General features: G+C 60.4%; 18 protein-coding genes. 8 read left to right on the top strand and 10 right to left on the bottom strand.

Annotated elements, in window-relative coordinates; all coding sequences use genetic code 11:
• Positions 1–245 precede the first annotated feature (245 nt).
• Positions 246–428, top strand: coding sequence for a hypothetical protein (locus tag WDZ78_RS19720; protein WP_020810977.1), 183 nt, complete (start codon positions 246–248; stop codon positions 426–428).
• Positions 429–476: 48 nt separating this feature from the next.
• Here the strand turns inward: WDZ78_RS19720 and WDZ78_RS19715 are convergent, their stop codons facing one another.
• Positions 477–680, bottom strand: a complete 204-nt coding sequence (locus WDZ78_RS19715; protein WP_003521659.1) for a CsbD family protein — start codon at positions 678–680, stop codon at positions 477–479.
• 182 nt (positions 681–862) lie between these two features.
• Here WDZ78_RS19715 and WDZ78_RS19710 point away from each other — a divergent pair, with 182 nt between their 5' ends.
• The 5 genes from WDZ78_RS19710 to WDZ78_RS19690 all read left to right on the top strand — a co-directional run bounded on the left by WDZ78_RS19710 (position 863) and on the right by WDZ78_RS19690 (position 7,211).
• A complete protein-coding gene (locus WDZ78_RS19710; protein WP_020810979.1) occupies positions 863–1,183 on the top strand; it encodes a GCG_CRPN prefix-to-repeats domain-containing protein in 321 nt (106 codons plus the stop codon).
• 199 nt (positions 1,184–1,382) lie between these two features.
• On the top strand, positions 1,383–2,078 hold the full coding sequence (locus WDZ78_RS19705) for a superoxide dismutase (protein ID WP_425673970.1): 696 nt from the start codon (positions 1,383–1,385) through the stop codon (positions 2,076–2,078).
• Between the two features lie 115 nt (positions 2,079–2,193).
• Complete coding sequence (locus tag WDZ78_RS19700; protein ID WP_425673969.1) at positions 2,194–3,183, top strand: Bug family tripartite tricarboxylate transporter substrate binding protein; 990 nt, start codon at positions 2,194–2,196, stop codon at positions 3,181–3,183.
• 438 nt (positions 3,184–3,621) lie between these two features.
• Positions 3,622–5,424 carry an ABC transporter ATP-binding protein gene (locus WDZ78_RS19695; protein ID WP_425673968.1) on the top strand — a complete coding sequence of 601 codons (1,803 nt, stop codon included), beginning with the start codon at positions 3,622–3,624 and terminating at the stop codon, positions 5,422–5,424.
• A 179-nt stretch (positions 5,425–5,603) separates the two neighbouring features.
• A complete protein-coding gene (locus WDZ78_RS19690) occupies positions 5,604–7,211 on the top strand; it encodes an ABC-F family ATP-binding cassette domain-containing protein (RefSeq protein ID WP_425673967.1) in 1,608 nt (535 codons plus the stop codon).
• On the opposite strand, the gene WDZ78_RS19685 is transcribed toward WDZ78_RS19690, so the two are convergent.
• From WDZ78_RS19685 to WDZ78_RS19670, 4 genes are read right to left on the bottom strand one after another with little or no spacing between them, the layout of a single operon-like run.
• Positions 7,205–8,155 carry a Csu type fimbrial protein gene (locus WDZ78_RS19685; protein WP_003505717.1) on the bottom strand — a complete coding sequence of 317 codons (951 nt, stop codon included), beginning with the start codon at positions 8,153–8,155 and terminating at the stop codon, positions 7,205–7,207. The genes WDZ78_RS19690 and WDZ78_RS19685 overlap by 7 nt on opposite strands.
• Positions 8,152–10,590 (bottom strand): fimbria/pilus outer membrane usher protein, encoded by a 2,439-nt coding sequence (locus WDZ78_RS19680; protein WP_425673966.1) that lies wholly within the window; start codon positions 10,588–10,590, stop codon positions 8,152–8,154. The genes WDZ78_RS19685 and WDZ78_RS19680 overlap by 4 nt, the downstream gene beginning before the upstream one ends.
• Positions 10,562–11,281 (bottom strand): fimbrial biogenesis chaperone, encoded by a 720-nt coding sequence (locus WDZ78_RS19675; protein WP_080867401.1) that lies wholly within the window; start codon positions 11,279–11,281, stop codon positions 10,562–10,564. Before WDZ78_RS19675 ends, WDZ78_RS19680 begins: the two co-directional genes overlap by 29 nt.
• Positions 11,282–11,302: 21 nt before the next feature.
• On the bottom strand, positions 11,303–11,800 hold the full coding sequence (locus WDZ78_RS19670; protein WP_003505723.1) for a Csu type fimbrial protein: 498 nt from the start codon (positions 11,798–11,800) through the stop codon (positions 11,303–11,305).
• Positions 11,801–12,162: 362 nt separating this feature from the next.
• On the opposite strand from WDZ78_RS19670, the gene WDZ78_RS19665 reads away from it, so the two are divergent.
• Positions 12,163–14,952: a bifunctional aconitate hydratase 2/2-methylisocitrate dehydratase gene (locus WDZ78_RS19665; protein ID WP_425673965.1), complete on the top strand. Its 2,790-nt coding sequence runs from the start codon at positions 12,163–12,165 to the stop codon at positions 14,950–14,952.
• Between the two features lie 328 nt (positions 14,953–15,280).
• Positions 15,281–15,916 (top strand): type B chloramphenicol O-acetyltransferase, encoded by a 636-nt coding sequence (gene catB / locus WDZ78_RS19660; RefSeq protein ID WP_425673964.1) that lies wholly within the window; start codon positions 15,281–15,283, stop codon positions 15,914–15,916.
• Between the two features lie 46 nt (positions 15,917–15,962).
• On the opposite strand, the gene WDZ78_RS19655 is transcribed toward catB, so the two are convergent.
• The 5 genes from WDZ78_RS19655 to WDZ78_RS19635 all read right to left on the bottom strand — a co-directional run bounded on the left by WDZ78_RS19655 (position 15,963) and on the right by WDZ78_RS19635 (position 22,634).
• Positions 15,963–17,765 (bottom strand): NAD(P)/FAD-dependent oxidoreductase, encoded by a 1,803-nt coding sequence (locus WDZ78_RS19655; RefSeq protein ID WP_425673963.1) that lies wholly within the window; start codon positions 17,763–17,765, stop codon positions 15,963–15,965.
• A 114-nt stretch (positions 17,766–17,879) separates the two neighbouring features.
• The gene (locus WDZ78_RS19650) at positions 17,880–18,953 is read right to left on the bottom strand and encodes a 2,3-butanediol dehydrogenase (RefSeq protein WP_425673962.1); all 1,074 of its coding nucleotides are present in this window, start codon (positions 18,951–18,953) and stop codon (positions 17,880–17,882) included.
• Positions 18,954–19,113: 160 nt separating this feature from the next.
• Complete coding sequence (locus WDZ78_RS19645; RefSeq protein ID WP_425673961.1) at positions 19,114–20,997, bottom strand: sigma-54-dependent Fis family transcriptional regulator; 1,884 nt, start codon at positions 20,995–20,997, stop codon at positions 19,114–19,116.
• Positions 20,998–21,146: 149 nt separating this feature from the next.
• Positions 21,147–21,473 carry a tetratricopeptide repeat protein gene (locus tag WDZ78_RS19640; RefSeq protein ID WP_020009895.1) on the bottom strand — a complete coding sequence of 109 codons (327 nt, stop codon included), beginning with the start codon at positions 21,471–21,473 and terminating at the stop codon, positions 21,147–21,149.
• A gap of 81 nt (positions 21,474–21,554) precedes the next feature.
• The gene (locus WDZ78_RS19635) at positions 21,555–22,634 is read right to left on the bottom strand and encodes a LacI family DNA-binding transcriptional regulator (protein ID WP_026363545.1); all 1,080 of its coding nucleotides are present in this window, start codon (positions 22,632–22,634) and stop codon (positions 21,555–21,557) included.
• Between the last annotated feature and the right edge of the window lie 168 nt (positions 22,635–22,802).

The following is a 22,802-nucleotide window of genomic DNA, read 5'->3' as shown; positions in this document are numbered from 1 at the left end:
GAACTCTGAGCGCTGACGCTTGAGAGATGGACGGGAAAGGCTCTGGCCATCAGTTGCACAGCCGTGCATTTTTGAACGGGCCGGCGGCGGTTCTAATGTCTTTCCATAACGCTTTCGTGACGGTTGATGCCGGCCCGGTCTCGCCGCCCTTTGTGGCCACGGGTGATCCGAAGGCGCCGGGGGCTCTACCAAAGCGGTTTTCGGGCAGATAGGATGACAGCGATAACACGGGAGGGAGGGGAGCGATGATCGCAGCCTATATTGACGAGTTCATCATGTTTTGTGCAGGGCTGTGGATGACATGCGTCGGCTTTGGTTATCTACCGCTGTCGAAAAACACGGTTAGTCAGCCGCCGGTTGTTCGTCATTTCAGATGGATGGGGCCTCTGCTGATCGCCATTGCCGCCGTTCTGGCCTTGGCCAGCTGACCGGGAAATCCCGCGCAAAGAAAAACCCCGCCGAAGCGGGGTCTCGTCTTACCAGGTCTGGCGTCCATACCAGTCGTCGATATCTTTCCTGGTGCGGTCCTTTTCATAACCGTAGCGCTCCTGGATCTTGCCTTCGAGCTGCTCGCGTTTGCCGTTGATGACGTCAAGATCGTCGTCGGTGAGTTTACCCCACTGCTCCTTGATCTTGCCCTTCATCTGCTTCCAGTTTCCTTCAACGCGATTCCAATCCATCGGTGCTCTCCCATTTTGTTTGGCTTGCACTGGTAAATGTCCGAGCCTGCGCAGGGTTCCGCCCGGCGGCCGGAATGTTCGGCGCAACTGTGGCCTGCTGCCACGAAAAGATCACGATTCATTCAGCCACAGTTCACCCGGCAGGGCGCTAAATCCCCCCATCCCACAAGGAGGGAAATAAGATGCGCAAGATGATTTTAACCGCCGGACTGATTTTCGGCGCCCTGTTCGGCACCGGTGCCAACGCCATGCCCGTGGGCCAACCGTCTGCACCCTCGGCATCCCACATTCAAACCGTGGATTATGCCTGCGGACGCGGCTTTCACCTGTCACCCCGCGGCTATTGCCGTCCGAATGGCCCGCCCCGCTATGAGCGCGGCTGGGACCGGCGCGACCGCTGGGAAGCCCGTCGTGAATGGCGCGAGCGTCAGGCGAGACGTGAATGGCGTGAGTGGCGCGACCGCAGAGACTATCGCGACCGCCGAGACTACTATCGATACTGATCGGGCAAGGCCCTCTCCAGCCGGGAGGGCCTTTCTCCTATGGGGCGGTCAATTCATCCCGCATCCCGCCCCGGCAGGGCGTGAATACAGCGCCGCAGCCTCTCATCTCCATGACCTGCGACAGAATTGCATTCAGCGTGAGGAAACCCGGGCGGCAGTTTGGGGTTAGTCCCATATCACTGTTCAAAAGGAGGATATGATGGACATCAACAGACGCACCGTTCTCACCGCCGCCGCCGCTACTACCGCCGCTGCAATCTTTCCCCGCCCGCATGTCGCGCGTGCCGCACTGCCCCTGACGCAGCCCAGGCTTCCCTTTGCCGAAGCCGATCTGGCGCCGGTCATCTCGGCGAAAACCGTGGGTCTGCATCATGGAAAACACCATAAGGCCTATTACGACAAGTTGAACACGCTCGCCGCCGGCACGCCTTACGCCGATATGGAGCTGGTGGAAATCGTGACGCAATCCGCCAAATCAAAAGAGGCGGCCGATGTCAAAATCTTCAACAACGCCGCGCAGGCCTGGAACCATGTCGCCTATTGGGACCAATTCGTACCGGGCGGTCCGAACCGGCCGACGGGTGATCTTGCCGCTTCGATAAACGAGACCTTCGGCGATTATGATGGTTTCATCAAACGCGCGGTCGATGTCTCCGATACGGTCTTCGGCACGGGCTGGGTGTGGCTGACGCGTGACGACGGCGACAAGCTCGCGCTTATCGGATATGAGGACGGCAAGAACCCCGTCGCTGTCGGCCGCCCGGCCTATCTCGGCATCGATATATGGGAGCATGCCTATTACGTGGATTATGAAAACCGCAAAGCCGAACATATCCGCGCCGTGCTCGACAAGGTGGTGAACTGGCGGGTCATCGAAGAGCGCCTGAAAGCGTAACCAATCCTCTTTCTCCTGAAACCCGCCGGAAGCGTCCGGTTCCCGGCGGGTTGCCCTGAGGTGCATTTGAGCTACTATGCGCCCATGGCGAGGAGGCCATGTTACAGGAGGGTTCATGATTTACCGGTCTTCAAAATGGCGCACGGTGCTGAAACTTGCCGCCGCGGCGGTTTCTTTGGGAATACTGGGAACAGCTGCGAGCGCGCAGGGCTTCCCCGAGCGAACGATTACTCTGGTCGTTCCTTTCGCGGCGGGCGGCTCTACCGATGTGGTCGCGCGTGTTATCGCGCAGAAGATGGGTGATGAACTCGGCCAGCAGATCGTCGTTGAAAATGTCGCCGGCGCAGGCGGCAATCTTGGTGCAGACCGCGTGGCCCGCGCCGAACCCGACGGATACACGATCCTGATGGGCACGGTTGCCACCCACGCTCTCAACCCGCTTATTCTCAAGACCAAGCCTTATGATCCGGAGAAGGATTTTACGCCGGTCTCGCTGCTGGTGGTGGTGCCGAATGTGCTGGTCGTCAATCCGAAGCTCAACGTCAACAGCGTCGCAGAGCTTATTGCCCTGCTGAAGGCCGAGCCGGACAAACATGCCTATGCCTCTTCCGGCAACGGCACCCCGCTGCATCTTTCCGGCGAGCTGTTCAAGAGCATGGCCGGTGTCAGCATGCAGCATGTCCCCTATAAGGGCGCGGGCCCGGCGCTCAACGATCTGCTCGGCAACCAGATTTCGATCATGTTCGACAATCTGCCCTCTTCATCGGGACATATAAAATCCGGCACGTTGCGGGCGCTCGGCGTCACCACCAAGGAGCGTGCATCATCTTTCCCGGATCTGCCGACCATCGGCGAGACCGTGCCGGGTTATGAGACCTATACCTGGAATGCGCTCTTTGCGCCCGCCGGTACGTCGGCCGAGGTAGTCGACAAGCTGAACGCCGCCGCCAAGAAGGCGCTTGCCGATCCGGCGGTGGCCGCACGCATGGCGGATTTCAGCGCCAAGATCGTCGCCTCTTCGCCGGATGAACTGAAAACCCACGTTGCGGCTGAGATCGCCAAGTGGGGACCGGTGGTCAAGGACGCGAATGTGCAGATGGACTGACCGGCAACGGTAGGCACCATTCCGATTTTCCGCCGTGCATCCAACCTGATAAAACCGTGGCCGACGCGTTCGTCGCATCGGCCACGGTTTATACCGTCGCATCCAGCCGGTGTGGCGTTTCCGCATCACTCACCAGCCGGTTGTAAAAACCCGCTTGGCAAGCTCGAACTGCTGAGTTACAAATCTCAATACCGCGTCAGATCGAACAAAGGGAGGCGTTGCATGACACCAGTATTCATCAAAACCCTCCCGCAGGGAATGGCCCGCCACTAGGTCATATCCATTCGCGGCCCGCCCTGAGCGCGCCCGACATGCGGTTCTGTTTTCCTTCATAGCCCGATTGATCTGACGGGATCATTTTGTCTCCCGCCCGGGCTGTGCCATCCAACTTCCGTTTTGAGGACCGGTTGCCGAATCCGTCGCGCCGGGCTGGTTAAAATGTCACGCAAGAAGCTCGATTTCCGCGCTGATGCATATCGCAATGTGCTCGGCTTTGTTTTCAACCATTGGCGCAACCGGCCGGCGCTGGTGGGTTTCATCATCGTGCTGGTAATTGCCAGCACGCTGGCCGAAGTGATGGTGCCGGTCTTTTCCGGCCAGATCGTTGATGCCATTGCCGGCGGTAACGGCGCTGGCAATGGGGCCGATGGGGCGTTGCGCGCTTTCGTCATCGTTGTGTCGCTTGGGCTGGTGAGTGTGGTGCTGCGCTGGTTCATCTTCAATGGCATCATCAGGCTCACCCTGAAGACCATGGCGGATGTCACCCATAACGGCTTCCACAAGGTCCAGCGTTTCTCCACCGACTGGCATGCCAACAGCTTCGCCGGTTCCACGGTGCGCAAGATCACGCGCGGCATGTGGGCGCTGGATTCGCTTAATGACCTGCTGCTCGTCGCACTTTTGCCTTCCATCGTGATGCTGGTGGGCGCCACCATCGTGCTCGGCAGTTACTGGCCGGTCATGGGCCTGATTGTCGGCCTCGGCTCGCTGATCTATGTCGGCGTCACTGTGGGACTTTCTATGGGTTATGTCTCGCCGGCGGCAAGGCTCGCCAATGCCTGGGATACCCGGCTTGGCGGCGCGCTGGCGGATGCCATCAGCTGCAACTCCGTGGTCAAGGCCTTCGGCGCCGAGACCCGCGAGGAAACGCGGCTGGGCCATGTGCTGGTGAAGTGGGACAACCGCACGCGCAGGACATGGAAGCGCGGCACGCTGAACGGCACGATCCAGAGCTTCATGATGGTCTCCATGCAGGCCGGTATTCTCGGCACCGGCCTCATCATGTGGCGGCAGGGGCTGGCGACGCCGGGCGACATTACCTTCGTGCTGGCGATGTTCTTCGTGCTGCAGGGTTATCTGCGCGATGTGGGGCAGGATATCCGCAACCTGCAACGCGCCGTCAACGACATGGAAGAGCTGGTGCTGCTGGACAAGATGCCGCTCGGCATCGAAGACAGGCCGGACGCCGGACCGATCAAGATCGGAAAGGGCGAGATCGTCTTCGATCACGTCACCTTCCAGTATGGCGCGCATACCACACCGCTTTACGATGACTTTTCGGTCACCATCAAGGCGGGTGAACGTGTGGGCCTGGTCGGCCATTCCGGTTCGGGCAAGACAACCTTCGTCAAGCTCATCCAGCGGCTTTACGACGTCAAGTCGGGCGCGATCCGCATCGACGGCCAGAATATCGCCGGGGTCACGCAATCGAGCCTGCGCGGCCAGATCGCCATCGTGCAGCAGGAGCCTATCCTGTTTCACCGCACGCTGGCGGAAAACATCGCCTATGGCCGGCCGGACGCCACGCGGCGTCAGATCGAGCAGGCGGCGAAACAGGCGAGCGCCCATGATTTCATCATGTCCCTTCCCAAGGGTTATGAGACGATGGTGGGCGAGCGTGGTGTCAAGCTGTCCGGCGGCGAACGTCAGCGTGTCGCGATTGCCCGTGCTTTCCTCGCGGATGCGCCGGTGCTGATACTGGACGAGGCGACTTCCAGCCTCGACAGTGAAAGCGAAGTGCAGATCCAGCAGGCGATGGAACGGCTGATGGTCGGCCGCACCACGCTGGTCATCGCGCATCGGCTTTCCACGGTCAGGGCGCTGGACCGGCTGCTGGTCTTCGACAAGGGCAAGATTGTCGAAGAGGGTGATCACCCGGCGCTGATCCGCCTCCATGACGGCATCTATCGCCGGCTGTTCGAACGCCAGGCGCTGGAGCTGACCAAGGGGCTGGTGGCCTGAAAAACGAAACGCCGGGGGTTTCCCCCGGCGTTCCCTTCCCGAACATTGAACCCACGCCACGAACACGCCGCTTTTTTCGCCTAAGGGCATGTTCTGCGCAACACCAACAGGACGGTGAACCATGGATTTCCACCCGATCACAAAGCCGCAACGCCTTGTCATCAGGGGAACCCATATCCATGCCGCATTCCATCACTCTCTCGGACCTCTCGTGGTCCACACCTGACGGTCATCCGCTCTTTTCCGACATCAATCTTCGCTTCGGAGCGGAACGCACCGGCCTTGTCGGGCGCAACGGCGTCGGCAAGACGACGCTTCTGAAACTGATCGCGGGGGAACTGTCGCCGTCCGCGGGCACGGTTTCCGTCTCGGGCAGCGTCAATCTTCTGCGCCAGAGCGTGCAGGTCATGTCCGAAGAGACCGTCGGCGACCTGTTTGGCGCGCGCGAAGCGCTTGAGGTCCTTGCCCGTGCGCAGGCGGGAACGGCCACTCTCGAAGAGCTTGAAGATATCGACTGGATGCTGGAGGACAAAATTGCCGAGGCGCTGGCGCAGGTCGGGCTGGACGCCTTGCCCTCCACACCGCTTTCGGCGCTGTCCGGCGGGCAGCGCACGCGGGCCGCACTTGCGGCGCAGATCCACGCCGCCCCCGATTTCCTGATCCTCGACGAACCCACAAATAATCTCGACCGGGACGGGCGCATTTTCGTCGCCGATTTTCTGGCGGCCTGGCGTGGCGGAGCGATCGTCGTCAGCCATGATCGGGAGCTTCTCGAAACCCTCGATGCGATTGTGGAAATGACCACGCTCGGGGCAACCCGTTACGGCGGCAACTGGAGCTACTATCGCGCACAAAAAGCGCTGGAGCTGGCCGCCGCCGAACAGGACTTCGCGAATGCGGAAAAGCGTCTGTCCGAGGTCAGGCGCCGTTCACAGGAGGCGCTGGAGCGCAAGGCCCGCCGTGACAGCAGGGGTGCTGCAAAGGCGGCGAGGGGCGACATGCCCCGCATCCTTGTCGGTGCGATGAAAAGGCGTGCCGAAAAGACGAGCGGCGACAACGCCAATCTGGCCAGCCGCCTGACGGCCGAGGCGACGGAAGATCTGAAGACGGCGCGGGAGCGGATCGAAATCCTGCAGGACGTCAGTGTCACATTGCCGCCCAGCGGGCTGCACGCGACAAAAACCGTTCTGAGCCTGCAAAATCTGACTGCGGGGTATCGGGTCGAACACCCCGTGCTTCGCGACCTGTTCTTCGAGATCACCGGGCCGCAACGCGTTGCCGTGACCGGCCCGAACGGATCGGGAAAAACGACGCTGCTTTCGGTGATCACGGGGGGCTTACCGCCATTCGAAGGGACGGTGCATGTTGGGGTGAAGTCCGTGTTTCTCGACCAGCAGGTCAGCCTGCTCGACGCGAGCCTGTCCATCCGCGACAACTTCCTTCGTCTTAACCCTAAGGCGGGGGAGAATGCCTGCCGCGCCGCGCTCGCACGCTTCATGTTTCGTGCCGATGCCGCCTTGCAGATCGTTGCAACACTCTCGGGCGGGCAGATGCTCAGGGCAGGTCTCGCCTGTGTTCTGGGAGGCCCGCAGCCTCCGCAATTGCTGATCCTCGATGAGCCGACGAACCATCTCGATATCGATTCCATCGTCGCCGTGGAGGCTGGCCTTCGGGCCTATGACGGCGCCTTGCTGGTCGTCAGCCATGATGAGGCGTTTCTCGCCGGCATCGGCATCGATCGGCGGCTGGAACTTGGAAAGTCAGAGGTGCGTTCGGCCCCTCAGTAGTTCACGGTCACGACCACCGTATCGGAGTAGTTTCCCGGCGCCGGCGTGTTCTGCGCCGGGACGCGTCCGTAGACGGTCAATGTCTGCAGGCTGCCGGTGCCGGTGCCGGTGGCTATCTCCCCCGCGGCACTTCCCCAGACATTCGTGCGGTTCGCGTCTCGGTAGAGACCGTAGGTTATCGATGCGCCCGCCTGCACCATCTTGCGCGCGGCCGGAGGGCTGTTGCTCAGCCCGCCATTGAGCGCCACACTGTAGTTCAGATTGGTGGTGCAGGTCAGATTGATCGCTCCGGTCGCATTGACGGCCGTGTTCAGTACGCCGTGACTGCCGAAATCGATGTTCTGGGCCGAGATGATGCATGTGGGCGCCACTGCGGCCGACACGTTGAACGGCACCTGCGTGGGGTTCTGGGTTACGGAAGAGCAACTCGGCGCGAGCAGGGTAAAGCTCGTATAGGTGAAGCTCGTTTCTGCGCCGGCAAAGCTGGAGAGATAAAGGCCGCGCACTGCCGAGGCCTGGCCGGCGTTGATCCGGCCATAGACCGTGCGGCTCGTGGTGTTGATCAAAAGCGGCAGCGCCATATCGATCGGCGGAGGCGAGCCGAGTGCGGGCTGCGTGACCGATCCCCATGAGGTTGTCCGCGCTGCGTTCTGGTAGAGCTGGTAGTTGAGGATGTTGCTGCCCTGAAGCATCCGGCGGATGCCGCCCGACTGCCCGCCGCTTCCGGCATTGATGTTGGGGCAGATGCGGATGGAAAGCGCCAGCGACAACGGGTTGGAGCAGGTGACAGACAATGTCGCCGTCGTGTCCACGGCGCTGCCGCCTGCGAGATTGACGAAGCCGAAATTCATATCCGACATGTTGAAGGTGCAGCTTTGCGCCAGAACCGGTGAAGCGGAGAGGAAAGCGGCGATGGCAAGGGCGGCACGGGTCAGGACCTTCATTGGATGCTCCTGCATAGGGTTTCGAGAGTTGCGCGCGTCTCGCCGGCGGAGGGGACGGTGATCTGCGCCTCGCACTCGCCTTTCGTCGGCTGCATGATGCGGAGGCGATGCGTGTCGCTGATATTGTCGAGATAGGCCTGCCCGTCATAGCCGACGACGAAATCACGCTTGCCGTCGATTTTGCCTGTTGATCCGGTTTCGATGAATTGGCCGCTTTCGTCTTTCAGCGTCACCAGCGCCACCTGACCCTCGGTTTCCACCTTGAAATTGACCACCGCTCCCGCCCGCTCCGTTGGCGTCACGGTCTGTTTTGTGCGGTCGATGCGGGCGTCGACCGGGAGATTGCTGGGGTCGAGCGTGATGTTGTTGACGTCATAGGAGCGCAGGTTCGGGAGCAATATCTTGCCGCGGCGGTTGGTCTGGCCGATAGGGCGGTTTTCCAGCAGGATATCGACGCCGGGCGCGCCCGCATCCACCACCGCGAAAGCGTCATCGATCCGGTTGCCGACAAAGACATCGCCGCCGGCGAGCGCTATCGATCCTTCGATCTGCGCATAGGCCTGTGTCGTGCGGTTGAATTGATCGACGCCCGCCGAAACGCGGGCCGCGCTGCCGCGGTAACTGCCGGAAACGGATGCGATGTCATTGCCGCCGGTCGAGCCGCGCAGACGCCAGCCATAACTTCCCTCGGCCTGCTCTTCGGATTTTCCGATCTCTGCCGTCAGCGAATATCCATCCGCATCTGACGACATGCCGGCCGAGCCGGAGACGCCGCCGCCGAACGACCAGGACAGGCCCGCGAAGACGCCGTAGGATTGGCTGTCCTCAAGGTCCCTATAGGCGGTGATGAAGATATTGCCGTTCTCGCCGAACGGCCGCGTGGCGGAAAGGCCGAGCAACCGGGATTTCCGCTCATCGAAGGTTTCCACCTGCGTATAGGAAAAGTTCAGGCTCGTTTCATCGAAAGCAAGCTGTGTGGAAACGGAAATCTGATCCACGGCTCGCGGCGGCCGCGCGCTCAGCAGGCCGGATATCGTCCTGAGTGTCGAGCTGTCGGCGGAGACCGACGCCATGTCGTGATAATCGCCGAATGCCCGTTGCGACCGGGCGTGAAATTTGAGCCCGAGCAATTCGGCTTCGACGCTTGCGGAGAGCTGGTAGCCGCTTTCCTCGCCAAAGCGGCTGGATGCGCCGGAAACCGCCGCCAGCCCATGGGCTCCAAGCGTGAAGACGCCGCCAAGGCCGATATTATAGAAATCCTCACCGCCTTCCGCATGGCCCTCCAGCGTCAGGCCATCAGACAGGCCGTAACGAACCGTCGCCGATCCGAGCAATTTTTCGTCGTAATCGAAAGAAGAGGTTCCGTAATTGCGCCGGGCAAAACCGAGCTCCGCCGAGAAATCGACGAGACCCTTCGCCAGCAGGTCCGGTGACGTATAAAAGGGCGTTTCGGATACGGTTTCGCGGCCCAGCGCATCCCGCACCACCAGCCTCGCATTGCCCGCGCCGCTGATGACGGGAAGATTGGTGATGGAGAAGGGGCCTTCGGGAACATCCTGCGACAGACGGCGGATATTGTTGACATAGACGTCGACGGTGGAGGGCACGGCCGCTGAACCGGCAAATTCCGGCATCGGCATGGTGACGATATCCGGCCGCAGGTCGAAATTGCGGCGGATCTGCACGCCGCCCAGCCGCGTCGGGCGTGTCCAGCTCAGCCCTCCGGTAATGAGATCGCCGGCCCGGTAGCTCGTCAGCGTTTCCTCGTCCGAATAGCTCCAGGTGGTATCGAGGCGCTGGGTGTCGAACTCCGACAGGCGGGATGTGCTCAGAACCTGTGACGAGGACAGCACGCCGAGCGGACCGAAGGCCCTGCTTTCCAGGAGGGCCGAGACACCGTTGAAATCGGCGATGTCAGACCATTTGTTGCCACCGGAGGAGCCATAGATCGTGTAATTCACCACACCTCCAAAATCGCTCGCGGCCTTTTCCTGCGTTTCGTCGTCCTCTTGCGGCGCATTCTTGCCGGAGGCGTCGATCACCCGGTTTGCCCGCGCCGCCATTGGCAGGGTGAAATGCATGGACTGGGTGCCTTCATCATAACGCGCCACCACATCGGGCAGTCGGGAAATGTCTATCCAGCCATCATCGCCGACCGCGCTTTCGACCGGAGAAATCCCGATATTGTTCAGCTGCTCCGGCTCGATGAGAAACGATCCGGCGTCGTTTTGACGAAATGTGGCGATCAGTTCTGTCGAAACATCGTTGATGTAGACTTCGAGCTGAAACTGTCCCGCTTCTTTTGCGGCAAAAGAGGCTGGTTGCGCCGCAGGGGGTATATCCTGCGCCACGGAGAAACTGCCCGATGAAATGACCGTCAGAGCGGCAATCGTCAAAACGGCAAGGTCAGCCGCCCGAGACGCGCGCCGTCGCATTGACGGGGCCGCCTTCGCTGTCTGCCGAAATCTTCAGCGTGCCGCCGCCTTTTTTGCCGCCCGTTGCCGGAACCACAAAGCTTGCGGCGGATTTGCCAAGCACATATCCCACCAGCCCCTGCTGCCGGGCAATCGCCTGACCGTTGCCGCCGGAAAGCATCAGGTTGGCGATCCTTATCCGCCTCTCGCCCGTATTGGACACCGAGACCCTGTAGCCATTGCCCTGCGGCGTTATCTTCCAGGCCGGTTCCGCATCACCTGTGGAGGCGGGCGAGAAGAAAACGGGGATGGAGTGGCGCACCACGAGGTTGACCGTGCCGGATTGTGGTCTTCCCGCCGGCGGCAATTCATCGACGATGACGCGGTAACTCTCTTCGGCCCGCAGGGGCGCCTTGGAAAGCCGGACGATGCGGATAAGGTTTTCCGCGCCTCCCTTCAGCTGCGTCATCGGCGGGCTGGCGACGACGTCCTGCGCCGCCGTATAGACGTCCTGCCCGTTCTGCTGGGTCCAGCGGAATATACGAACCTGCACGTTTATCGGGGTTTTCGCATCGTTCCAGATGCGAAGACTGGAGGCCGCCGTGGGCGCTTTAAGATCCAGAAGAACGGGTGCGACCCGTAGCGAGGCAGCCTGTGAAGGTGAAACACTCAAACCGGCAAAAAACGCAGCCGCTAAGGTAAAAAGACGCATGCGCGATCCTCCCTATGGCGATCAGTAATTGAGCGTGGCCGTCACCGTATCGGTATAGACGCCGACCGCGGGTGTCGTCTGGGCAGGTACGCGCCCATAGACAGTGAAGGTCTGCGGCGCCCCGGTTCCCGTTCCCGTTTGCCGGTCCGTCCCCACGGTGTTCCCCCACACCGTGCTATGTGCCGCAGTCGTATAAAGCGAGTAGGAAATGGTCGCGCCGGCGGGCGATGTCATTAGACGGTTGGCGACCGTCGCCCCCGAGCCCGCGCCGGCGCTGAGGCCCAGGCTGAAGGGCGTGCTGGCCGTGCATTGCACGATAACATCGCTGGTCGCATCGATATTGCTGCCGATTACGCCATTGGTGCCGAAATTGAGATTGCCGGCGGAATTGATCTGGCATGCCGCCTGAATGGTGATCTGCACCGTGAAATTCGTCGAGGCGACCTGGGCGATACCAGACGCCGGTGTGAAAACCAGTGCCGCAAATGATAATAAATAGCCTGATGCTGCAAACTTCATGCTGCCTCCCCAAGCTGCTGCGCTGTCGATTTTCCGGTGCGCAACATGGAATTACGCCAATAACGGGTAATTAGAATAATCTAATACTCGTACTGATTTGGTTAACAAATCCTTAATAGGATCATCTGAAAAACCACTGGCTGAAATGCAGAGGGTGTCACAATCAAAAGTGTAGCGGCGCGATGTGATCCCTGTCGCAGGATCGACGCTAAATGCCGTCTACGAGTTCTTTACTGGAATGCGACATCTTGTCAGCCGGCCCCGGTTGGCGTACTCGAAACAATAGAAACCCGGGCCGATTAACAGTACCGTTCAGTGGCGCTCTGTACCGGCTCCATAGACATCTTGACGTTGGGATTGCGATGAACCTTTACTTGGATTACCTGGCTGAAATCAAAAGCAGAGAACCACAGGGTCTCGCGCCCAAGCCGATTGACGACGGTGCACTGACGGCCGAGATTATCGAGCTGATCAAGGATGCCGGCAGCGAGCACCGCACTGACGCTCTGAAATTCTTCATCTACAACACCCTGCCAGGCACCACGAGCGCCGCTGGCGTCAAGGCTGACTTCCTCAAGCAGATCATTCTCGGCGAAGCGATCGTGCCGGAAATCACGCCTTCCTTCGCGCTGGAACTGCTGTCGCACATGAAGGGCGGCCCGTCGATCAGGGTACTGCTCGATATCGCGCTCGGTAACGACGCTGCGATTGCCACTGAGGCCGGCGAAGTGCTGAAGACACAGGTCTTCCTTTACGATGCCGACATGTTCCGCCTGCGCGACGCCTACAAGGCAGGCAGCGCCATCGCCAAGGCCGTGCTGGAAAGCTACGCCAAGGCCGAATTCTTCACCAAGCTTCCCGATGTTGAAGACGAGATCAAGATCGTCACCTTCATCGCCGCCGAAGGCGATATTTCCACCGACCTTCTGTCCCCCGGCAACCAGGCGCATTCGCGCTCGGACCGCCAGCTGCACGGCCAGTGTATGATCTCGCCGGCAGCGCAGGCGGAAATCGTCGCGCTGCAGCAGCAGCATCCGGACAAGCGGGTGATGATGATTGCCGAAAAGGGCACGATGGGCGTCGGTTCGTCGCGCATGTCCGGCGTCAACAATGTGGCGCTGTGGACCGGCAAGCAGGCCAGCCCCTATGTGCCTTTCGTCAACTACGCCCCCATCGTCGCCGGCACCAACGGCATTTCGCCGATTTTCGCCACCACTGTCGATGTGACCGGCGGCATCGGCATCAACCTCAAGAACTGGGTGAAGAAGCTCGGCGAAGACGGCAAGCCGATCCTCAACAACGACGGCAATCCGATCCTCGAGCAGAAATATTCGGTTGAAACGGGCACGGTCCTCAAGATCGATGCCAAGAACCGCAAGCTGCGCGACGAGACCGGCACGGAACTGGTGGATCTCGCCTCTTCCTTCACGCCCCAGAAGATGGAGTTCATGAAGGCCGGCAGCTCTTACGCCATCGTCTTCGGCAAGAAGCTCCAGACGTTTGCCGCTGAAACGCTCGGCGTCGAGGCCACCCCGGTCTTCGCGCCCAACAAGGAAATCTCCATCGAAGGCCAGGGCCTCACCGCCGTCGAGAAGATTTTCAACCGCAATGCTGTCGGTGTAACCCCCGGCAAGGTTCTGCACGCCGGCTCGGACGTTCGCGTCAAGGTCAACATCGTAGGCTCGCAGGATACGACCGGCCTGATGACCGCGCAGGAACTGGAAGCGATGGCGGCCACCGTCATTTCGCCGCTGGTGGATGGCGCCTATCAGTCGGGCTGCCACACCGCCTCCGTCTGGGACAAGAAGGCGCAGGCGAATATTCCGAAGCTTATGTCCTTCATGCATAATTTCGGCGTCATCACCGCGCGCGACCCGAAGGGCGTCTATCATTCGATGACGGACGTGATCCACAAGGTGCTGAACGACATCACCGTGGATGACTGGGCGATCATCATCGGCGGCGACAGCCACACCCGCATGTCCAAGGGCGTGGCCTTCGGCGCTGACTCCGGCACCGTAGCACTGGCGCTGGCGACGGGCGAGGCGACCATGCCGGTCCCGCAGTCGGTCAAGGTCACCTTCAAGGGGACGATGCAGCCCTATATGGACTTCCGCGACGTGGTGCACGCCACGCAGGCGCAGATGCTCCAGCAGCACGGCGACAACGTCTTCCAGGGCCGTATCATCGAAGTCCACATTGGCACGCTTCTGGCGGACCAGGCCTTCACCTTCACCGACTGGACAGCCGAGATGAAGGCCAAGGCGTCGATCTGCATTTCCGAAGACGAGACGCTGATCGAGTCGCTGGAAATCGCCAAGTCGCGCATCCAGATCATGATCGACAAGGGCATGGACAATGCCGCACAGACGCTGAAGGGTCTGATTGACAAGGCAGATCAACGCATTGCGGAAATCCGTTCAGGTGAAAAGTCAGCTCTGAAGCCGGACGCCAACGCGAAATATTTCGCCGAAGTCGTCGTTGATCTCGACGTAATCAACGAACCGATGATCGCCGACCCTGACGTCAACAACAACGACGTCTCCAGACGCTACACGCACGACACAATCCGCCCGGTATCCTATTACGGTGCGGCCAAGAAAGTCGATCTCGGCTTCGTCGGCTCGTGCATGGTGCATAAGGGTGACGTGAAGATCGTCGCGCAGATGCTGCGGAACATCGAAAAGGCCGAAGGCAAGGTCGAGTTCAAGGCGCCGCTCGTCGTCGCCGCGCCGACCTACAACATCATCGATGAGCTGAAGGCGGAAGGGGATTGGGAAATCCTGCAGAAATATTCCGGCTTCGAGTTCGATGACGTCAATCCGAAAACGTCCAACCGCACCGAATACGAAAACATCCTGTATCTCGAGCGTCCGGGCTGCAACCTTTGCATGGGCAACCAGGAAAAGGCGGCAAAGGGCGACACGGTTCTGGCGACGTCCACTCGTCTCTTCCAGGGACGTGTCGTTGAAGACAGCGCCGAAAAGAAGGGTGAATCGCTTCTGGCCTCCACGCCGGTCGTGGTGCTCTCGGCCATCCTCGGCCGCACGCCGAGTATCGAGGAGTATCGCTCCGCTGTAGACGGGATCGACCTGACGAAGTTCGCCCCGCCGAAGGTAACGCCGATCGATTCCCAGTCGGTCCACTACTAAGGCCAGGACCATCGCGGTGTGCGGGCCAGGGACGCCCGCGCCGGCGATGCAGTGAAAATGCCGAACCAACGACAACAGCGGGGAGAGATCTCCGCTGTTACTTTATGTGCCGCCGGGATTTCGGCATTGCAGGCTTCAAACATGTCTTGGCTTGGCCTTCTCCGATTTTTGCGATAACCAGACTGCATGATAAAAGCCTCGAGTATCACCTGCATCTAGCTCCCGCCGCCGCGTGAGGAGCATCGAGCGAAAAGCCGACAGGCTTGGCGCTCGGCGTCGGCTTGCCCTGAGGCAAGCGAATGCGAAGATATGTAGTGAGATTACTCCAATGGAAAATTACTTCGAAAGCCCGTTCCGGGGCATCACGCTTGACAAGCAGGTCAAGAACCCGAACCTCGTGGTCGGGAAATACAGCTATTATTCCGGTTATTATCACGGCCATAGCTTTGAGGACTGCGCCCGTTATCTGTTGTCGGATGAAGGCGCGGACAGGCTGGTGATCGGAAGCTTCTGCTCGATCGGTTCGGGAGCCGCCTTCATCATGGCGGGCAATCAGGGCCATCGCAACGAGTGGATCAGCACCTTCCCGTTTTTCTTCATGCCCGAGGTGCCAGAATTCGAAAATGCCGGGAATGGTTATCTGCCGGCGGGCGATACCGTCATCGGTAACGATGTCTGGATAGGCTCGGAAGCGATCATCATGCCCGGCGTCACGGTTGGTGATGGCGCGGTGATCGGAACGCGGGCGCTGGTGACGAAGAATGTCGAGCCCTATGCCATCGTCGGTGGCAATCCCGCAAAGACGATCCGCAGGCGGTTCGATGATGACAGCATCGCCCTCCTGCTCGAGATGAAATGGTGGGATTGGCCGGCGGAGCAGCTGAAGGCGGCAATGCCGCTCATGACCAGCGGCAATGTCGCGGAGCTTTACCGGTTCTGGCAATCCGAGAAGTCCCAGTCGTAAAAATCCCCGGCCCGCCTCATCGAGACGGGCCGGAACTCCGTCCAGGTCAGGACATATGATGCGGCTTCTGAAGGCCGTAAACGGGCGTTTTCAGGCCCACCTGTCTCGCCTTGAGCTGGAGCGAGAGATATTGCGAATAGTGCCGCGATTGATGCAGGTTGCCGCCGTGGAACCACAGCGCCTGCTGTTGTGTCGGCTTCCACATGTTGCGCTGCTCGCCTTCCCATGGGCCGGGATCCTTGGTGGTGTCGGAACCGAGGCCCCAGCATTTGCCCACCTTATCGGCCACTTCACGCGAAATGAGATCGGCCGCCCAGCCATTCATCGAACCATAGCCGGTCGCATAAACCACCAGATCGGCAGGCAGTTCCGTGCCGTCTTTCAGCACCACGGCATTCTCCGTCAGGTGCGAGACATCCACCCCGGATTTCAGCTTGATCGAGCCGTCGATCACGAGGTCACAGGCCCCGACATCGATGTAATAACCCGATCCACGCCGCAGATATTTCATGAACAGGCCGGATTCATCATCGCCGAAATCGAGCATGAAACCGGCTTTCTCAAGCGCGGCATAAAAATCGGCGTCCTGTTCGCGAATGCGGTCGTAAACCGGAACCTGAAACTCATGCATGATCCTGTAGGGCAGGGAGGCGAAGATAAGATCGGCCTTGCGCGTGGTCATGCCGTTTGCCACCGCCCGCTCGGAATAGAGGTCGCCGAGACCGATATCCATCAGCGAGTCGGATTTGACGATATGGGTGGAGGACCGCTGCAGCATGGTAACGTCGGCGCCCGCTTCCCAGAGCGCTGCGCAGATATCATGCGCCGAGTTGTTGGAGCCGATCACCACGACCTTCCTGCCGGCGTAGGCGTCCGGACCCGGATGCTGCGAGGAGTGCTGCTGCTCGCCCTTGAAGACATCCTGTCCGGGGAATTTCGGGATATTCGCCTTGCCTGACATGCCTGTCGCCAGCACCAGCTGTTTCGGCCGCAGCACGACCTCCTTGCCGGCGCGGTCGACAACCACGGTCCATTCGCCCGTCGCCTCATCATATCGGGCGGACTTGCAGGTGGTGGAGCCCCAATAATTCAGCTCCATGACTTTTGTGTACATTTCCAGCCAGTCTCCCACCTTGTCCTTCGGCGTGAAGACGGGCCAGTTTTCCGGGAACGGAATGTAGGGCAGGTGGTCGTACCAGACGGGGTCATGCAGGCAGAGCGACTTGTAGCGCTTGCGCCAGCTGTCGCCGGGCCGTTCATTCTTCTCGATGATGATCGCCGGCACACCGAGCTGGCGAAGCCGCGCGCCGAGCGCAATGCCGCCCTGTCCGCCGCCGATAATGACGACATAGGGCTGCTCCGAATAGCCGAGTTCGGTGGCTTCGGCTTCGCGTTTTTCCTTCCAGGTCCGGCGGTTGCGATCGTGGCCGTGCTCCGCGCCCATCGGGCGGCGGATGCCCTTTGGTTCCTCATGGCCCTTCAGTTCGCTCATGGTGGTGAGCAGGGTCCAGATCAGCCCGTCCTTCAGGCGGATATGGCCGTAACCACGGGCGACACCAGTCTCGAACTCGAACCAGCCTTCGGTGACGCCATCGCCTTCCGAGGCCTGCTCCTTCACATCCTGCACCAAGCCCGAGGGTTTGATGGCGGAAAGCTGGCTCGTCAGCATGTCGCGGATCTGCTCACGGCCTTCCAGCGTTTTCAGGTTCCAGGTGAAGGTTACGAGGTCGCGCCAGTAACAATCGGCCTGAAACAGGTTGACGGCCGCATCTATGTCTCCATTTTCCAGCGCATTACCGAGCTTGGAAAGAACCGTGTCGATTTTGGTGGCGGGACTGACATCAAGCATATTCATCTCCTCCATGGTGCTTGGTCTGATAGGTGGAGCGGTAAAATCGCCGCCCCGAAAGCCTGTGCCCTCGGCATACCGGGCTCCTCTCCCGGCATGCCTTGGGAGGTAGGCCTATTTCGAAAGATCGATCAGGATCTTCAGATGGGTGCCGGCGGGGTCGAGCAGGGCATCAAAGCCCTCAGACACGGCCGTATCGAGCGTGATGCGCTTGGTAACGATCTTCGTCGCCGGCAGCAGACCGGAGGCGATGAGCCGGATGACCCGCGGCCAGTAATGGGTCGGATAGGCCCATGAGCCCTTGATCTCCAGATCGCGGAATGTCACCTGGAACCAGTCGATCGGGTTTTCATGCGGATGCAGGCCGGTCTGTACGACGACGCCCTGTTTGCGCACCGCATCGACGCAGGCCTTGAGCGCATGTTCATTGCCTACGCATTCAATGGCGACATCGCAGCCGACCTCGCCTTCCGTTGCTGCGCGCACGACATCGCCGACATTGTCGCGCTTCGGGTTAATGGTGATGACGTCGGGGACGATGCTGCGGGCAAGCTCAAGGCGGGCGTCATTGAGATCGGACACGAAGAGCTGGGCAGCGCCGGCCGCACGCGCTGCCAGAAGCGTAAGCATGCCGATCGGGCCGGCGCCCGTGACCAGAACGCTGTTGCCGGCGGTGACGCCGCCGCGGTCGCAGGCATAGACAGCAACCGCTGAGGGTTCAACGAGTGCGGCCTCTTCATCGGTCATCTCGTCGGGAATCTTCTGAACGTTATATTCGTTGACGAGTGCTGCCTGCGCCATGCCGCCGCCGTCCCAGCTGAGACCGACCAGCGCCAGCTGCGTGCTCAGATGAAAGAGGCCACGGTCGGCGAAATAGTCACCGGATCGCGGCATGATGAGCGGCTGGATCGAGACGCGATCACCGACGCCGACCGAGGTGACGCCTTCGCCGATGGCCTCCACGACACCACCGAATTCGTGACCGAGAATTTGCGGGCCATGTGCGCCGGTAAAGGGGTGCGGTTCGGTGGGGATGAAGATCGGACCGTAACTATATTCATGCAGATCGGTGCCGCAGATGCCGACGAATCGGTTGCGGACAAGAACCTGTCCCGGCCCCGGCCGTTTCGGCTCGGGAATGTCTTCAACCCGCAGGTCCCTGGCTGCATGAAATCTGAGCGCGCGCATGTTCTCTCCTCGATGGCTCCTGATGCCAGAGAAGGTGCAATGCCCGTGCCAGCACGGTTTGCCGTGCCGGAAGCCCGAAATTGCAGGGTTTTACCAGAATGCCGGTTTTGTATGACGCCACAGCTGTGGCGCAACAGCCGTGGCGCGTGCCTCACCTTTTCTAGTGAGGTTTTCCGATGCCGAGGCGTCGCATCCGCCGGTGCATCGTCGTGCGATCGATGCCAAGCCGGCGTGCGGCCTCCGACACATTGCCGTTGCAGGCGGCGAGAAGCGCGCCGAGATCGGCGCCGTGACTGTCGATCATGGGGGCTGAGGTTGCGGAGACCAGATGATCGGGAAGGTCTTCCGCCGTAATCAGCCCGTCATCACAAAGGGCGGCGGCAAAGGCTATGGCATTGTCCAGCTCGCGGATGTTGCCGGGCCAGGAATGGCCAAGGATCAACATCCGGGCGGCGTTGGAGAGCGTCAGAGGACGACCCGGCAGCCCATGTTTTTCCAGAAGCTTATCGAGAAGCCAGGGGAAGTCGTCGCGCTCGCAAAGCGCGGGCAAGGTCAACACAGCCGCATTCAGGCGATAATAGAGGTCTTCGCGGAAATCACCTGTCCGCACCATGTCGCTCAACGGGCGGTGCGAGGCAGAAATCACCCTGAAATCCACCTTCTGCGGTGTGGAGCCACCAACGGGCAGGATCTCGCCTTCGGCCAATACGCGCAACAGCCGGCTTTGCGCCGCAAACGGCATATCGCCGATCTCGTCGAGGAAAAGCGTCCCGCCCTGCGCCTCCTCCACCAGCCCCTTGCGTCCTTTCGCCAGCGCCCCCGTGAAGGCTCCCGGCAGATAACCGAACAATTCGCTTTCGATCAGCTGTTCGGGAATGGCGGCGCAATTGACGGCGACGAAGCGGCCGGAAACGCCGCTGGTGTCGTGAATGATGCGGGCGAGATGTTCCTTGCCGGTTCCGGTCTGGCCCTGCAGCAGGATCGGCAATTTTGCAGGCGCCAGTTTTTCCACCTTGCGCCTGAGGTTTCGAACCGCCGGCCCATCGCCGCCGATCTCTTCCATAACCGGCTGGGATTTCAGACGGGCAAGCGGCACGGTCGACCGGCGCTGCTGTGGTTCGATCGCGTGCGCATAAAGCACGGTGCCGTCCTTCACGACGATGCGCCTCTCCTGCGGCAGGCTTGATCGGGTGAGGGAGGCAAGCTCGTCAAAGCCAGCCTCGAAAAACTCCTCCACGCGCTCTCCGAGGAGGCGTTCCGGCATGCGCCAGTCAAACCCGCGCGATGCGGCGAGAAGGCGTGCGGCGGCGTGCGTCATGCCCGTGATCCGGCCGGAGCCATCGACGGACAGGGCCGCTTCGGGGTCGACATCCAGAAATTCGGGCGCGCCCGCAAAGCGCAGCACCAGATCATGGCGGCTGCTGGCCATCAGATTTGCCAGTTCGATCCTTCGCACGGTCGATGAAACCAGATGACGCGCCATGTTCTGGCTCGTCTTGAGGATGGGGGAACTCAGGAGTGAAATATCGAGCACCGCCGTCAATGCACCCTGCGTATCGTAGATCGGGGCTGCGGTGCAGGAAAGCGGCGTATGCGTCACATCAAAATGATCGGTCTGGTGGATCGTCAGCGCTTCGCCGGTGGCGATGCACGCGCCGACGGCGCAGGTGCCGGCACGCGGTTCCGACCATTCCGAGCCGAGGTAAAGCCCGGCCTTGCGCAGATTGTTGTTGAATGACGGGTCGCCCAGAAACTCGACCGTCACCCCCTGCTGATCCGACAGAAGAAGAACGTAATTCTGCTCGGCCACCTGCCGATACAGCCGCTCCAGGCCGGAACGGGCGATGTGGACGAGGTCTTCCGCCCGCTGGCGATGCTCGCGCAGGCATGTTTCGGAAACGATGACCGCTTCGCGGGCCTTGGCCGGATCAAGCTGATAGGTATCGAGACAACGCCGCCAGGATTCAAGCACCACCGCATCGCGGCCAGTATTCCTGCCCTGTCCGACGTGCTCGATTTCCTTGATGTGATCCGAAAAACCCATAAATCACCGGCCCTCGACAGCCGCCTCCCGTGATTTTTCCGGGGATCATAGCCAGTTTTATGAAATCTGGCTAACCTTCCGGCAAATTTTTGCGCATGGGCTCGATCGCTGGCAACGACGCGACCGGCTGCATCTTGATACCCGTCTCGTCAACTGACGCCCTTCAGGGTGCGCGACCGCAAACGTCGAAGCCGCACCTCCATCTGCCTTTTGGCCTGAATGTCGCCTCGCCTGATGGCCACCGACATGCCTTCCACCCATGCCGCAATGGCGCCGTCGTCATCTCCCAGCCGTGCGCGGCATTCGCCCAGTTCGGCCCAGACCGCCGAATAATCGGGATCCTGCCGCACAGCCTCCTGCAGATGATGCGCGGCATCTTCGAATTGCCCTGCGGCCGCCAGAGTCTTCGCGATTGAAAAGCGCAGCAGCGGACTATCCCGTCCGTCTTCCAGCATCTTCATGAGTTTTTCTATCATCACTATCCCGTTGCAATGGTGAAGCGCCATGCAATCGGTACGACCTCAAGCGCTGTTGAGGTCAAGCGGCATTTCGCACGTTCATTGCGCCATGCGGCGCAATGCAACGGGGTCCCATATGTCGTCGAGCGGGCCTTCGAGAGCGGTTCGCGGCGGAATGAGCGTCGGTTCGATAATGATCACCTCGGGGTCGGTCCGGTTCTCTGCCAGAAGTTCAAAACCCTTGTCGAGCATCTGCGCTATATCGGGCTTGATCATGTAGACCGGAAAGGGAAGGAACGATGCGAATGGGTCGTAGTCGAAGCAGCCGACAACGATGTCGCCGAAGGCCTCACCGTCATGACGCCCCATGAAACGAAGCAGGCCTTCGAAATTGATCGAGGAGTTGACGAAGAAACAGCGGGGCAGGCGGCCCCTGCGTTCGAAGAAACGTTCGAAAGCCAGTTCCGTCATGCGGGGCGAATAGCCGGTGATCTCTATATCGTCCCCGTTATCGACCCCGAAATAGGCGGCCTTGGTGGCGTGGAAGCCATCTATACGGGCGCGGCTGGCGTGGTCGTCGTGGCCGCCGAACAGGATGACGTCGTCAGGGCCGAGAGGCCCGCCTTTTTCCGCATGGGCAAGGATTGCGGATGTCAGTATTTCCGCACCGTGCCTGTTGTCGGAAATGACGGAGGGTACAAATTTGCCGGGAAGGTCGATATTGACATGCGGCAATGCTGCGCGGGCGCAGACCTGGTGCACGCCGTCGGGATCGGTCGCGCCCGCAATGAAGAGGGCATCGATCGAATAGGCGATCAGCGTCTCCACGGTGCGGCGTTCTTCCTCGGGATCGCGCCGCCCGGAGACCACCATGGGCGACAGGCCGCGCTTGCGCGCCTGCCCTTCGAATGTCTGCGCCATCGATGAAAAGAACCGGTTGTCATAAATGGGCACCAGGAGCCCGACGAGACCGGATTTTGAACTCCTCAGGCCGCGGGCCTGCAGGTTGGTGGTGTAGCGATGCGCCTTGGCGAGCGAGAGAATTTTATCCGCAGTCTCCTCCGAAATCCGCCGTTTGCGCCATGATCCGTTCAACACCGCGCTCACTGTCGAGGCTGATGCGCCCGACAATATCGACAGGTCATAAATGGTGGCTTTCTTGGAACTTATACCCGTCACTGTGATCTCCCCAACTGATTCCAATTATTAGAGCACACATCCCCTTGACGGAAGGGCGCTTCATGATATGGTTATTGCACCATCGATTGTGCAATTTGGCAATATCGATTGTGCAAGATGGTTGCTGTGGGAGTGGCAAGGGAGAGTCTCGAATAAGCGAGATGAGAA

It is taken from the genome of Agrobacterium sp. M50-1, from assembly GCF_049843495.1.
GTDB lineage: Bacteria > Pseudomonadota > Alphaproteobacteria > Rhizobiales > Rhizobiaceae > Agrobacterium > Agrobacterium radiobacter.
This window is presented reverse-complemented; position numbering and strand designations above follow the sequence as displayed.

Coding starts and splice junctions, on each gene's coding strand:
- WDZ78_RS19715 (WP_003521659.1), bottom strand. CDS start 680: ATGGATTGGAATCGCGTTGAAGGAAACTGGAAGCAGATGAAGGGCAAG.
- WDZ78_RS19640 (WP_020009895.1), bottom strand. CDS start 21,473: ATGATAGAAAAACTCATGAAGATGCTGGAAGACGGACGGGATAGTCCG.
- WDZ78_RS19670 (WP_003505723.1), bottom strand. CDS start 11,800: ATGAAGTTTGCAGCATCAGGCTATTTATTATCATTTGCGGCACTGGTT.
- WDZ78_RS19680 (WP_425673966.1), bottom strand. CDS start 10,590: ATGCGACGGCGCGCGTCTCGGGCGGCTGACCTTGCCGTTTTGACGATT.
- WDZ78_RS19705 (WP_425673970.1), top strand. CDS start 1,383: ATGGACATCAACAGACGCACCGTTCTCACCGCCGCCGCCGCTACTACC.
- WDZ78_RS19710 (WP_020810979.1), top strand. CDS start 863: ATGCGCAAGATGATTTTAACCGCCGGACTGATTTTCGGCGCCCTGTTC.
- WDZ78_RS19650 (WP_425673962.1), bottom strand. CDS start 18,953: ATGCGCGCGCTCAGATTTCATGCAGCCAGGGACCTGCGGGTTGAAGAC.
- WDZ78_RS19720 (WP_020810977.1), top strand. CDS start 246: ATGATCGCAGCCTATATTGACGAGTTCATCATGTTTTGTGCAGGGCTG.
- WDZ78_RS19665 (WP_425673965.1), top strand. CDS start 12,163: ATGAACCTTTACTTGGATTACCTGGCTGAAATCAAAAGCAGAGAACCA.
- WDZ78_RS19675 (WP_080867401.1), bottom strand. CDS start 11,281: ATGCGTCTTTTTACCTTAGCGGCTGCGTTTTTTGCCGGTTTGAGTGTT.
- WDZ78_RS19655 (WP_425673963.1), bottom strand. CDS start 17,765: ATGCTTGATGTCAGTCCCGCCACCAAAATCGACACGGTTCTTTCCAAG.
- WDZ78_RS19700 (WP_425673969.1), top strand. CDS start 2,194: ATGATTTACCGGTCTTCAAAATGGCGCACGGTGCTGAAACTTGCCGCC.
- catB (WP_425673964.1), top strand. CDS start 15,281: ATGGAAAATTACTTCGAAAGCCCGTTCCGGGGCATCACGCTTGACAAG.
- WDZ78_RS19685 (WP_003505717.1), bottom strand. CDS start 8,155: ATGAAGGTCCTGACCCGTGCCGCCCTTGCCATCGCCGCTTTCCTCTCC.
- WDZ78_RS19695 (WP_425673968.1), top strand. CDS start 3,622: ATGTCACGCAAGAAGCTCGATTTCCGCGCTGATGCATATCGCAATGTG.
- WDZ78_RS19645 (WP_425673961.1), bottom strand. CDS start 20,997: ATGGGTTTTTCGGATCACATCAAGGAAATCGAGCACGTCGGACAGGGC.
- WDZ78_RS19690 (WP_425673967.1), top strand. CDS start 5,604: ATGCCGCATTCCATCACTCTCTCGGACCTCTCGTGGTCCACACCTGAC.